Here is a 14,002-nt window from a genome sequence, read left to right on the forward strand (position 1 = left end):
GGTGCAGGCGGTGAGGCTGATGGCGAGCACGGCGCTCAGGGTGAGTCGCGGCCACTGGCCCCATCGCTGGCAAGCCAGCGCCCATAGGGTTTTGTGGTGTCGAGTAGATCGATTTAGCGCCGCAATCCATGTGGGAGCTGGCTTGCCAGCGATGGCGTCAGAGGATTCAACACGGCTCATCGCTGCGTCACCTCACGCACCGGCGCCCCGACACGGCGGGTATCAATGCTCGCCTCAACCGACATCCCGACCCGCAATCGCTCAGCCAATGGCTGTCCGGGCTCCAGCATGATTTTCACCGGAATGCGCTGCACGACTTTGGTGAAGTTACCGGTGGCATTGTCCGGTTTCACCGACGCGAAGGTCACGCCAGTCGCCGGGGCGATGCTCTCGACGCGGCCGCTCAGCACGTCGCCGCCAAGACTGTCGACGTGTACCTGCACGACTTGCCCCGGGCGTACATCAGTCAATTGGGTTTCCTGAAAGTTGGCCACCACATACGCCTGATGCAGCGGCACCACCGCCAGCAGTTTGCTGCCCGGCGTCACGTATGCGCCGACCCGCACCGCGCGCTCGCCGACCATGCCGTCCTGGGGCGCGACGATGCGCGTATAAGACAACTCGAAACTGGCGATTTCCAATGCCGCTTGCGCACGTTTCAAGCCACCTTCAGCTGCGTTCCGTTGCGCGGTGAGCACTTCGACTTGTTTGCGCTCAGCCGCCAGAACGGCACTCGCCGTATCCAGTTTCGCCGAGGCCTGATCGATGCGAGTCCGCGCCTGCTGGGCGTTTTGCACCGTACCGGCGCCGACACCGGCCAAGTGGTTGTAGCGGTTCAACTCTTGCTGAGCAAAAGCCATTTCAGCCCTGGCCGACACCACCGAAGCCTGCGCCTGCGCAATCACCGAGCTCTGGCGCTCCAGCGTGGCGTTGGCGTTCTGCAACTGCGCCCGCGCCACCAGGGTTTGCGCATCGGCCGCTTCGGCGGCGGCGCGCAAATCGCGATCATCGATCAGCGCCAGCAACTGGCCGCTTTTTACCTGCTGGTTATCTTCCACCAGCACTTGCTTGATGAACCCGGCGACCCGTGGCACCACCAACGTGTAGTCCGCCGAGACGTAAGCATCATTGGTGCTCTGTTCGGTGTGATTGCCGAACAGACCGGGCGCCGCCAAGTGCAACAACACACCCACGGCCAGTGCGGCGAATACCGTCACGGCGATTTTTTGCTTTGCTTGAGTCTTCATAAAAACCTTCAGTTTCAGTGCAGCAATCAGGTCGGCGCGCGCGGCGGATAAATCCGCGTCGGCAGCCAGAAAATCAGCAGGATCAGCGCCACTGCGACGCCCGCCATGCACAGGTAAAGATCCGAGGACGTCAGCACCACCGCTTGCTCGTGCAGGCGATGGGCGAGCCCGGGATCGGAATGATCGGCCAACGGCGCATTGCCGAGGCTGTCAACCAACATGGTCGAGTGAAAATGCTGGCGCGAGGTGGTCAGCGCTTCGATCACACCCGTGGCGACCACCGCAGCCAAGCCTTTCACGGTGTTGAACCACGCCGAGGCGAACGGCCCGTCCAGCGGCGTAATGCTGCCCGTCGACAACATCAGCAGTGGCAACACTGCCATCGGCTGGCCGAAGATCTGCAGCCATTGCAGGACATAAAAATCATCACGAATCCACGCCGACGTCAGTTGCGAACCGCCCAGGCATGACAGCGCCAACATGCTCAGACCGATACCCAACACCCAACGGCAGTCGACCCAACGCAGGTTGCACAGTGCGGCCACCAGCGGCAGCGCGATCAGTTGTGGCAGTGCGGCGATCAACATGATCGGCGCGGTCTGCACAGGACGATAACCCTGCACTTGCGCCAGATAACTCGACGGAATCAACACCACCGCCAGCAACACCACCAGCACCCCAGCCAGGGTCAGCAGCGCGAACGATAAATTGCGGATGCCGAGCATTTGCAGTTTGAAGAACGGAATCGGCTGCGACCATTCGTTGATCAGAAACGCCACCAGCAGCAGCGAACCGGCACCGAGCAGCGCGCAGATCAGATCCGACTCGAACCAGTCGAGCCGATTGCCTTGCAGCAGGCCGATCACCAGCATGCAGATCGCCGGAAAACCCAACAGCAACCCGCGCCAGTTGAACCCCTTGAGACGCTCCAGCCGCAGCGGATCCTGAGGAATGCCGTAGGCGACTGCGCCCATTGCGATCAGGCACGGCACGACGATTTGCCAGAACGTCCATTGCCAGCCGACATATTCCGTCCACAGACCGGCCAGCGGCGTACCGAGGCCTGGGCCGAACGTCGCGGTGAGGGCGTAACCGGCCAGTCCGTAGAGCTTAATGTTGGCCGGCAGAAAACGCAGGGCGACGGTCATCAGCATCGGTGGCAATGCGCCGCCGGCCAGACCTTGCGAGATGCGCATCAACAGCAGGCTTTGGTAATTCGGCGCAAACGGACAGAGCACGCCGAGCAGGGTGAAGATTGCAATGGCGCACAAGGTGAAACGTCGCAGGGAAAACGTCACCGCGCACCACGGCGCGAAGGCCATCGCGGCAACCGATGTGGCGGTATAACCGGCGACCAGCCAGGTGCCCTCGTCATAGCCGATATTGAGGGCCCCACGGATATCGGCGAGGGCGACCTTGGTCACCATCTCGTTAAGGCCCGAGACCAGCACTGCCAGCAATACGCCGACCAGGCCGATGATGATCCGCGCTCCAAACACCTGAGGCGCGGCGACCGTCGCAGGGCTGGCCGGCGCGAGCGGGGTCGTGAGGGAAGTCATGGAACGGCAAACTCCGGGCGGAAAAATACCGGAGCATGGTAGTGGGACTTACAACTGATGAAAATTGACTTATTGGCAGGTTATAAGTGCACCAGACACAATTATTTCCCCTGTAGGAGCGAGCCTGCTCGCGATAGCGGTTGAACAGCCGACGATGATGTTGAATAGGCTGGCGCTATCGCGAGCAGGCACACGCCTACAAGGGTTGCGTTACATCTTCAGCTAGGGCTGGGCCGCCAGCCAGGTTTCATCGCAGCAGGCTTTCAGAGTTTCGCGTAACCAACGGTGGGCCGGATCCTTGTCGAAGCGCGGGTGCCAGGCTTGGGTCAGCATCAGCGTCGGCAGCGGGATCGGCAAGTCGAACGAACGCAGTTTCAATCCCAACCGTCGCACACTCAACAACGCTTCCTTGGGCACTGGCAAAATCAGGTCGGAATCGGGCAAGGCAAACATTGCGGCATGGAAGCTCGGCGCGATGACCGCGACCCGCCGCTCCAGTCCCAGCGCGCCCAGTGCCGTATCGATTGGCCCTCGGGCGATACCGCGTCTGGACATGCTGATGTGGGAAAACCCGGCGTAACGTTCGGCGGTAATTTCCGCGTCGAACAGCGGGTGATCTTCGCGTACCAGGCCGACGAAATGCGTGGAAAACAGGTTCTGGATTTTCACCTCCGGCGTCAGCGGCCGGGTGTTGCTGACACTCAGATCGATGCGCCCTTCGCGTAACGCTTCATCATCGCCATCGCCTTCCGGGACGAAGCGCAGCTCGCAGTGCGGGGCCTGACGGTCGAGGGTGTCGAAGAGTTTTCCACCGTAGACACCAACGAAAAAATCATTGGCGCGAATGCTGAAACGACGGCGCAATGTGCCAAGTTCGACGGCGTCGGCCGAGCGAAACAGCGACGCCGCCTGCTCGACCACATCGCGCACCTGTTCACGCAACTCCAGTGCCTTGGGCGTCGGCACCAGCCCGCGTCCGGCGCGCACCAGGATCGGATCGCCGATGGCCTCACGAATGCGCGTGAGTGTGCGGCTCATCGCCGCCGGGCTCAGGTTCATTCGCCGCGCGGCACCGACGACGCTGCCTTCGTCGAGCAGGGCGTCGAGGGCGACCAACAGGTTCATGTCCGGGAGTTGCATAGCGAGCACTCGTAGCGGATTTGGATTGATCCGGACGCAATGCTAGCAAACATTTATCGGGGACGTCGGGCATCAGAGAAGACGCCATCGCTGGCAAGCCAGACTCCCACAGAGCCTTCCGAATCAACCCAAACCCTGTAGGAGCGAGCCTGCTCGCGATGAGGCCTTCAGGCTCACGATAAATTACCGCTCGTGCAACGCCTCGGCCCGCGCGCGGATGATCGGCTTGAGCAGATAGCTCAGTACGGTTTTCTTACCGGTGATGATATCCACCGAAGCCACCATCCCCGGGATGATCAGCAACGGCTTTTCATCGGTGCCGAGGTGGCTGCGGTCAGTGCGCAGCTTGATGATGTAGTAGGTGGTTTTCTTGTCTTCGTCGGTGATGGTGTCCGCGCCGATTTGCTCCAGTTTGGCTTTGAGTCCGCCATAAATGGTGTAGTCGTACGCGGTGAACTTCACCGTCGCTTCCTGCCCCGGATGCAGGAAGGCAATGTCTTGCGGGCGGATCTTCGCCTCGACCAGCAAGGTGTCGTCCAGCGGCACAATCTCCACCAGATCGCTGCCTGGCTGGATCACGCCGCCGATGGTGTTGACCAGTAACTTATTAACGATCCCGCGAACCGGCGACGTCACCAGCGTACGACTGACACGATCCTCCAGCGCCTTGCCGGTGGCCTGGGCCTTGTTCAGATCGGTGCGGGCTTCGTTCAGTTGCGTCAACGCTTCGCTGCGGAATTTGCCGCGTGTCTCGTCGATTTTGCGCTGCACTTCCTTGATCGCCGATTCCGCACGCGGAATCGCGAGCGTGGTGGCGTCGAGCTGACCACGGGTTTCCACTTCGGCACGCTTGAGGCGCAGCACTTCTACCGGCGATACCGCGCCCTGCGCCACCAACGGCTCGGACATGTTGATTTCCTGGCGCTGCAAGCTCAGTTGCTGACGGTACTGCGCTTGCTTGGAACTGAATTCGCGCAGCTCCTGCTGACGCTGAATCAACTGTTCCTGCAAACCGCCGACTTCGTCATGCAACTGTTGACGACGGCTGGCGTAAAGCGACTCTTCGCTCTTGGCCTGACCCGGCACGGCTTTGAGCACGTCTTCGGGGAATTTAAGCGGACGGTCATCGACCTCGGCACTCAGACGCTCGACGCGCAGCACCATCGACAAGCGATCCGCCTCGGTTTCGCCAACGTTGGAGGCGAAGCGCGTGTCGTCGAGACGAATCAGCGGCGCGCCGGCCTCGACGATCTGGCCTTCCTTGACGAACAGTTCGGAAACGATGCCGCCCTCAAGGTTCTGGATTTTCTGGATCTTCGACGAGGGAATCGCCTTGCCGTCGCCCTTGGTCACTTCGTCAATCACGGCGAAATTGGCCCACAACATCAAGAAGACGAAGAAGCCGATGATCGCCCAGATCGTCAGCCGCACCACGCGCGGCGCGTCCTCGATCAGCGCTTTGTTGACCTCTGGCAGCGGCTGGCCCTGCAACGACGCCGAGCCCTTGAAGTAGCGACGGATCGAATCTTTGACACCCGACTTAAGCAACACTGATCTGCCCCTTCTTCAACGCTTCCATCACAGCGGCTTTCGGGCCGTCGGCCAGGATCTGCCCACGGTCAATCACCAGCAGGCGATCGACCAGCGACAACAGCGAGGCCCGGTGCGTTACCAGCACCACGGTTTTGTTTTCTATGACGGCCGCAAGGCGTTGTTTGAGACGTTCTTCGCCGGTGTTGTCCATGGCGCTGGTCGGTTCGTCGAGCAGCAGAATCGGCGGGTTGAGCAGCAGCGCTCGCGCCAGCGCCACGTTCTGCCGCTGGCCGCCGGACAGGTTCTGCCCGCGCTCGCCGACTTGCAGTTCGTAACCCTTCGGATGGAGACGGGCGAATTCGTGAACGCCGGCCAGTTCAGCGGCTTGCAGCACCAGTTCGTCTTCGACATAGCGGGCGCCGGACACCAGATTGTCGCGCAGCGTACCGGCCAGCAATTGAATGTCTTGCGCCACGTAGCCGATGTTGTAGCGCAACTCGCTGACGTCGATCTGGCGGATGTCGACGCCGTCCACCAGCAACGCGCCGTCATCCGGTTGATACAGGCCGACCAGCAATTTTGCCAAAGAGCTTTTACCCGAGCCGCTGCGGCCGATGATGCCGATTTTCTCGCCCGGACGGATCACTAGGTTGATGTTCTTCAGCGCCGGGTTCTGTTGTTCCGGGTAGGTGAAGTTGAGCTGGCGGCATTCGATGGCGCCTTGCAGCACCTTGCGGCTCAATGGACGCTCTTCGAAATTGCGCTCCTGCGGCAGCTCCATCATTTGGTCGACCGAGGTCATGGTCACCCGCGCCTGTTGATAGCGCGTCAGCAAACCGGACAGCGACGCCAGTGGGCTCAGCGCGCGGCCGCTGAGCATGTAGCAAGCGATCAGGCCGCCCATGCTCAGGTTGCCGGCGATGATCTGGTACACGCCGAAAACGATCATGATGACGCCAGCCAATTGCTGGATCAGCAAGGTGATGTTCATCGCCAGACCGGAGAGCATTTTCACCCGCAGTTCGAGGCGGCTGAGGGTGCCGATGGTCTGTTCCCACTGATATTGACGTTCGCTTTCGGCGTTGTTGACCTTGACCGCGTCGAGGCCGGCGAGGGTCTCAATCAGGCTTGACTGACGCTCGGCGCCGAGCGCCATGGTGCGTTCCATGGTGGCCACGAGCGGTTTCTGCAACGCGTAGCCGATGGCCAGGGCAATCGGGAACGCCAACACCGGAATCCACACCAGATGCCCGCCAAGGATGGCGATGACGATGAAGATCAGAATCGTGAACGGCAGGTCGATCAGGCTGGTCAGGGTCAGCGAGGCAAGGAAGTCGCGCAGGCTCTGGAACTCGTGGATGTTCTGGGCAAAGCTGCCGACCCGCGCCGGGCGGTATTTCATGGCCATGCCGACGATGCGCTCGAACAGCGTGGCGGAGATGATCAGGTCGGTTTTCTTGCCGGCCAGATCCAGGCACAACGCGCGCAGACTTTTGAGGATCAGGTCGAACACATACGCGCCAGTGATGCCCAGGGCCAAGACCCACAGGGTTGCTTCGGCCTGGTTCGGCACCACGCGGTCGTAGACGTTCATGACAAACAGCGGCGCCGCCATGGCGATGATGTTGATCAACAGGCTGGCGGCGATGGCGTCGGCGTAGAGCCAGCGTGATCGCTTGAGGGTGTCGCGGAACCACGAGCGGGCGCGCGGGATCAGTGTGCCGTGGTTAACGTCAAATTTATGCTGCGGCTGGGCGAAGAAGACCTTTCCGATGTAGTCGTCGGCCATCAGCTCGCGGCTGACCAGGGATTCGCCGCCGTCGCTTTCGCTGAGCAGCAAGCGCGCCTGGTCTTCACCTTGCCAGCCAAGCAGCACGGCGCTGCGGCCATCCTTGAGCAGTAACAGCGCCGGCATGGCGATCGCCGGAATTTCTTCCAGCTTGCGCTGCAGCACGCGCCCTTGCAGGCCGGCGCGCGCCGCCGCACGCGGCAGCAGATCGACACTCAGGCGCTGCTTGGGCAACGGCAGGCCGGTGGTGAGCATCGCCGCGCTGGCGGGTTTCTGGTGGAGCATGCAGAGAGCAAGCAGGCCGTCCAGTAACGGATCGTCATGCAATGCGCGCGGATCATGACTGAGATGAACTCGACTGACTTCTGATTCCACGCTAGGCACTCTTGAACAGTTGAAAAGGGTTGGCTCAGTTCATCCCGGGCAGTTGAACCTTGGGCTTCACATCGTTCTGCACAACGGATGCCAACGGCGCTACAACACCTTGGCTTCTGAGCAATTCGCCCATGGTCGCCTTGATCCGGTATTGAGTAAATAACTGAATATTCTGGATCTCGGCCAGGCGACGGGATGCGCTGAACAACTCGTTTTCGCTGTCGAGCAGATCGAGCAGCGTACGCTCACCGAGGCTGAACTGACGCTGATACGCGGTACGCACGGCCGTGCTGTGATCAACGTATTGCTGGGCGATCGGCACCTGGGCGTTGGCGTTGTTCAAGGCGTTCCAGGCCAGGCCGAGTTCTTCATTCAACTGGCGCAGGGCGTTGTTGCGAATATCCAGCGCCTGATTCGAAAGATACGATTTGGACTCCAGATCAGCCTTGTTGCTGCCCCCCGAATACAGGTTGAAGCGCATGCGCAGCATGGCTTGCCATTCATTGTTGTGACCGTTCTGGCCGTCCAGATCATTGTCAGCGGTGCGGCCCAGTTCGGCGTCAAAACGCGGGTAGAACGTCGACTTGGCGGTTGCGTATTGCCTCTCGGCAGCGGCGATGTCGGACTCGGCCGAGCGCAGGATCGGGCTGTTTTCCAGCATCTGCGTGCGGGCTTCGTTGAGGTTGGCCGGCATCATCGCAATGAAGGGCGCCGGACGCTCCAGTTGGTCGGGCATCTGGCCGACGGCGCTGAGGAAGTTGGTTTGCGCATCGGCGAGGTTGGTCTGCTCGGTGATCAGGTTGTTGCGGGCCTGGGCCATTCGCGCTTCAGCCTGGTCGAGGTCGGCGCCGCTGCCCACGCCGCGCTGGGTGCGCAATTGGATCTGGTCATAAATGCGCTGGTGACTCTTGAGGTTTTCCTCGGCCAGGCGCACGAATTCGCGGCGGGTCAACACGTCCAGATAAACCTGAGCGACGGTCAATGCAGTGCGCTCGGAAGTGCCGAGTAACGAATAGGCGCGAGAATTAACGTTGGCTTGTTGACGCCCGACTTCGTTGGATGTCGCAAAACCGTCAAAGACCATTTGCGAGAGACGTAAACTTGACTCGCTACGGTTCAGGGTTTCCCAGTGATTGTTATTGCCGGCTGAACGAGTAGTCACGCTGTCGGTGCCTTCACGGCCATAACCGCCCAGCAGATCGACCTTGGGCAGGTATCCCCCTTTGGCTGCCTTTAATTGATAATCCGCCGCCAACCGACTGTTGACCCCTGCCTGGATTTCCGGATGGACATCCAGCGCCTGCTGCATGGCTTCTGGTAAGGATTGTGCTTGTACGAATGAGGCGGCGAGAGCGAGGGGTAAAGCCGTGAACAGGTGCGAACGCATGGTGGAAATTTCCCAGAACTACTTGTCTTGAATCACAGCGAAAGGCGCTGCTGCATCGGAAGATGGCAACCGGATTGACCGTATGTCGGAAAGTTCAAAAGCGGAACTGGATCACACGCTGAAGGACAGGTCGCCGCACGAATATCAATGTGACATTACTGGGACGATTGTTTAGGATGGCTCCGAGAAGGTCAATAGTTTGGCATAAAGTTAATTACCGAAAAATATAGCCAGATTATTGACGATATATTGGCGTCAAATATTTATACCTACTTTATAAAGTACGTCCAGACTGAAGCGGGCTCGATGCCATCAGGTCTATGGAAGTCAACTGAACGTGTCGCCCCGGAGAGTCTTCAATGAGCAGTGTTGTTGCCATCGTCAAAAGCATTGTTGGTCAGGTGTTCGTGGTGTCCCCGGAGGGCATCCGCCGCGTTCTCGTTGAAGGCGACCGACTGTTTGTCGGCGATCAGGTCGATACCGGCGTATCCGGCGCCGTGTCCCTGGAACTGGCCGATGGCCGCACCATCGATCTGGGCCGTGACAGCCAATGGAGCGGCAGTGCGCCGGACTCCAGCACCGACCTGGCCGAAGCCACTGCGCAAGCCGCGCCTTCGGTTGAAGAACTGCAACAAGCCATCGCTGCCGGTGTCGACCCGACCACCGCACTGGAAGCCACCGCTGCCGGCCCGACTGCCGCCGGCACTGGCGGTGCCGCCGGGGGCGGTCACAGCTTCGTCATGCTCGATGCCACCGCTGGCCGTGTCGATCCAACCATTGGCTTCCCGACTGCCGGCATTAATAACGGTGGACAGGTCACCCAGGACATCACTGGTGGCCAGACCAACACCACCGCCAACGCCTTGCGCGAGTCGACTCTGAGCCTCAGCGCCACGCCGACCATCACCGAAGCCGGCGGCGTGCTGGTGTATACCGCGACCCTCAGCCAGGCGCCGCTGACCGATCTGACCATCACCTTGTCCAACGGCTCGGTGATCGTGATTTCGGCCGGCTCGACCACCGGTACCGTCAACGTGCCGCTGGCGCCAAACGACACACCTTATAACGACCCGTCGCAAATCGACGTGACCGTCACTGGCACCACTGGCGGCAGCGGCATTACCGTGACGCCGCCAACCCTCCCGGCCACGACGCAAGTCACCGACACCGTCGACACCACGACCGTCACACTGACGGCGGGCAACAACGTCACCGAAGGCGGCCAGATCACCTACACCGCGACCCTGACCAACCCCGCGCAGACGCCGGTTACCGTCACCTTGTCCAACGGCTCGACCATTACCATCGGCGCTGGCCAGACTACCGGCACCGTCAACGTGCCGACCCCGGCCAATGACGTTTACAACAATGGCAGCACCGTCAGCACCACGATCACGGGCGCTACCGGTGGGAACTTCGAAAACCTGGTGCCGAATCCAACCCCGGCGGTGACCACAATCACCGACTCGATCGACACCACCACGGTCACCCTGACCGCCGGTTCGACCGTCACCGAAGGCGGTGTGATCACTTATACCGCGACGCTGAACAACCCGGCGCAGACGCCGGTCACCGTCACCTTGTCCAACGGCTCGACGATCACCATCGGCGCCGGTCAGACCACCGGCACCGTCAATGTGCCGACCCCGGCCAATGACGTTTACAACAACGGCAGCACCGTCAGCACCACGATCACCACCGCGACCGGCGGCAACTTCGAAAGCCTGGTGCCGAATCCGGTGCCGGCGACTACCACCATTACCGATTCGGTTGACACCACCAGCGTGAGCCTCACCGCCACCGGCACCGTTGTCGAAGGTGGTCAGATCACCTACACGGCAACGCTGACCAATGCCGCGCAAACCCCGGTTACGGTCACGCTGTCGAACGGCTCGATCATCACCATTGAAGCCGGCAAGACTTCCGGCAGCGTCAACGTGCCAACTGCCGCCAACGACGTTTACAACAACGGCAGCACCGTCAGCACGACGATTGCCGGCGCCAGCGGCGGTAATTTCGAAAACCTGGTGCCAGACACCACGCCAGCCACTACCACGATTACCGACTCGATCGACACGACCGGCCTGAGCCTCAGCGCCAGCGAATCGGTGGCCGAAGGCGGCTCGATCATCTACACCGCGACCCTGACCAATCCGGCCGGCACGCCAGTGACTGTGACCTTGTCGAATGGCGCAGTGATCACCATTGAGGCCGGTAAAACTACCGGTACGGTGAGCGTTCCGGCTCCGGCCGATGACGTCTATAAAGATGCCGGAAAAGTCGAAGCAACCATTGCGACTGCCACGGGCGGCAACTTCGAGAATCTGGTGCCGAGCACTGCTCCGGCCATCACCAGCATCAGCGACACACTCGACACCACCACCGTAAAACTCACAGCGACCGAGTCGGCGGCTGAAGGTGGCACCGTCACCTACACCGCCACCGTCGGCGCAGCCGTAACCGGTTCGCCGGTGGTTGTGACGTTGGCCAACGGTCAGTCCATCACCATCGCCGTCGGGCAGACCACCGGCACCGTCAGCACTACCGCGCCGAATGATGCTCTGGCCGGCAATGCGCCGCTGACCAATGCAATCACCGATGTCAGCGGCGGCAATTACGAAAATCTCGTCGCCGATAAGACACCGGTGTCGACCACCGTCACTGACGTTGTCGACACCACCAATCTGTCGCTGAGCGCGACTGACTCCGTGGCCGAAGGCGGCTCGATCATCTACACCGCGACCCTGACCAATCCGGCAGGGACGCCAGTGACCGTGACCTTGTCGAATGGCGCAGTGATCACCATTGAGGCCGGTAAAACTACCGGTACGGTGAGCGTTCCGGCTCCGGCCGATGACGTCTATAAAGATGCCGGAAAAGTCGAAGCAACCATTGCGACTGCCACGGGCGGCAACTTCGAGAGTCTGGTGCCGAGCACTGCTCCGGCCGTCACCAGCATCACCGACACTCTCGACACCACCACCGTAAAACTCACAGCGACCGAGTCGGCGGCTGAAGGTGGCACCGTCACCTACACCGCCACCGTCGGCGCAGCCGTCACCGGTTCGCCGGTGGTTGTGACATTGGCCAACGGTCAGTCCATCACCATCGCTGTCGGCCAGACCACCGGAACGGCCATCAGCACCGTGCCGAACGACGCACTGGCCGGTCATGCACCATTGACCAACGCGATCACCAACGTGAGCGGTGGCAATTACGAAAACCTTGTCGCCGACAAAACGCCGGTCAGCACCACCGTGACCGACACCGTCGACACCACCACCGTTTCCCTGACAGCCACCGGTAACGTCAATGAAGGCGGCTCGATCGTCTACACCGCGACCCTGACCAACCCGGCCGGCACGCCGGTGACCGTGACCCTGAGCAACGGTTCGACCATCACCATCGACGCCGGCAAGACCGTCGGCACCGTGACGGTTCCGGCCCCTGCCGATGATGTCTATAAAGACGCCGGCAAGCTTGAAGTGACGATCAAGGAAACCACGGGCGGCAACTTCGAAAACCTGGTGGCCAATCCAACGCCAGCGGTGACCAATGTCGCCGACACCGTCAACACCACGCACCTGACTCTCAGTGCCGAGAGCTATGTGCTCGAAGGCACGTCGATCACTTATACCGCGACCTTGACCAACGCCGCGCAAACCCCGGTGACCGTCAACCTGAGCAACGGCCAGACCATTACCATCGAGGCCGGCAAGACCAGCGGTTCGGTGACCATCGCGGCGCCGGGCGATGACGTCTACAAAGATGTCAGCAAGCTCACCGTGACCATGACCGATGCCAGCGGCGGCAATTTCGAAAAGCTCGACGTCAGCAAGACGCCGGTCAGCACTACCGTCAACGACACCGTCGACAAGACCACGCTGACCCTCAGCGCCAGCGATACGGTCAGCGAGGGTGGCCAGATTACTTACACCGCGACCCTGAGCAATCCGGCAGGCACAGCGATGACCGTGACCCTGGCCAACGGAGCAGTGATCAACATTGCGGCCGGCGCCACCACCGGCACGGTCAATTTTTCGGCTCCGGCGAACACGCCGTACGTTGACGGCGGCAAGGTGCAGACCGCGATTGCCAGCCACAGCGGCGGCAACTTTGAACGGGTCGATGCCGACCGCTCGGCAGTGGTTACCAAGGTCACTGACACTGTCGACACCACCACGGTAAGCCTGAGCGCCACCGGCTCCGTGGCCGAAGGCGGCTCGATCGTCTACACCGCCAACCTGACCAACCCGGCCGGCAACGCCATGACCGTGACGTTGAGCAACGGCGCTGTGATCAACATCGCCAAAGGCGCGAGCAGCGGCACTGCAACCGTCGCGGCACCGGCCGATGACGTCTACAAAGACGCCGGCAAAGTCGATGCGACGATCAGCAAAACCACCGGCGGCAATTTTGAAAACCTGGTGATCGACAAGACGCCAGCCGTGACCGATGTCACTGACACCATCGACAACAGCACGGTCTCGCTGACCGCGACGGCCAACACCGTCGAGGGCGGCGTGGTGACCTACACGGCCTCCGTGACCGCGCCGGTCACCGGTTCGCCGGTTGTCGTCACCCTGTCCAACGGCCAGACCATTACCATCCCGGTCGGCGCCAGCAGCAGCACCGTCAATTTCACTGCGCCGAACGACGCCCTCGCCGGTGGCAACACCCTGAGCGTGAAAATCGAGGGCACCAGCGGCGGCAACTACGAAAACCTGGTGGCGAATCAGACCCCGGCTGTCACCACGGTGACTGACACCGTCGATACTACTAACCTGTCGCTGACCGCCACCGGTTCCGTGGCTGAAGGTGGCTCGATTGTTTACACCGCAACGCTGACCAATCCTGCGGGCACGCCAGTGACCGTGACGTTGAGCAACGGCGCCGTGATCAACATCGAAGCCGGCAAAACCACCGGCACCGTAACCGTTGCAGCACCGGCCGACGACGTCTACAAAGACGC

7 protein-coding genes and 1 pseudogene are annotated in these 14,002 nt (G+C 61.1%); 1 reads left to right on the forward strand and 7 read right to left on the reverse strand.

The features are described 5' to 3' along the window. The 7 genes and pseudogenes from GIW69_RS25530 to GIW69_RS25560 form a co-directional block, all read right to left on the reverse strand. Positions 1–180: pseudogene (locus tag GIW69_RS25530) on the reverse strand (efflux transporter outer membrane subunit); the annotation flags it as partial. Further along, entirely contained in the window at positions 177–1,247 is a 1,071-nt protein-coding gene (locus GIW69_RS25535; protein ID WP_236485549.1) for an HlyD family secretion protein, read from the reverse strand. The pseudogene GIW69_RS25530 and the gene GIW69_RS25535, both read right to left, overlap by 4 nt. A gap of 26 nt (positions 1,248–1,273) precedes the next feature. Further along, positions 1,274–2,806, reverse strand: coding sequence for an MFS transporter (locus tag GIW69_RS25540; protein WP_236485550.1), 1,533 nt, complete (start codon positions 2,804–2,806; stop codon positions 1,274–1,276). 222 nt (positions 2,807–3,028) lie between these two features. Beyond that, on the reverse strand, positions 3,029–3,946 hold the full coding sequence (locus GIW69_RS25545; RefSeq protein WP_236485551.1) for a LysR family transcriptional regulator: 918 nt from the start codon (positions 3,944–3,946) through the stop codon (positions 3,029–3,031). Between the two features lie 183 nt (positions 3,947–4,129). After that, complete coding sequence (locus GIW69_RS25550) at positions 4,130–5,497, reverse strand: HlyD family type I secretion periplasmic adaptor subunit (RefSeq protein WP_236485552.1); 1,368 nt, start codon at positions 5,495–5,497, stop codon at positions 4,130–4,132. Beyond that, positions 5,487–7,643 (reverse strand): type I secretion system permease/ATPase, encoded by a 2,157-nt coding sequence (locus GIW69_RS25555; protein WP_236485553.1) that lies wholly within the window; start codon positions 7,641–7,643, stop codon positions 5,487–5,489. The genes GIW69_RS25550 and GIW69_RS25555 overlap by 11 nt, the downstream gene beginning before the upstream one ends. Positions 7,644–7,677: 34 nt before the next feature. Then, entirely contained in the window at positions 7,678–9,030 is a 1,353-nt protein-coding gene (locus GIW69_RS25560) for a TolC family outer membrane protein (RefSeq protein WP_236485554.1), read from the reverse strand. A gap of 359 nt (positions 9,031–9,389) precedes the next feature. On the opposite strand from GIW69_RS25560, the gene GIW69_RS25565 reads away from it, so the two are divergent. Beyond that, positions 9,390–14,002: retention module-containing protein (locus GIW69_RS25565; RefSeq protein WP_236485555.1), on the forward strand; the 4,613-nt coding region annotated here is incomplete at its 3' end.

The organism is Pseudomonas syringae (genome assembly GCF_021605415.1).
Classification (GTDB): Bacteria; Pseudomonadota; Gammaproteobacteria; order Pseudomonadales; family Pseudomonadaceae; genus Aquipseudomonas; species Aquipseudomonas syringae_S.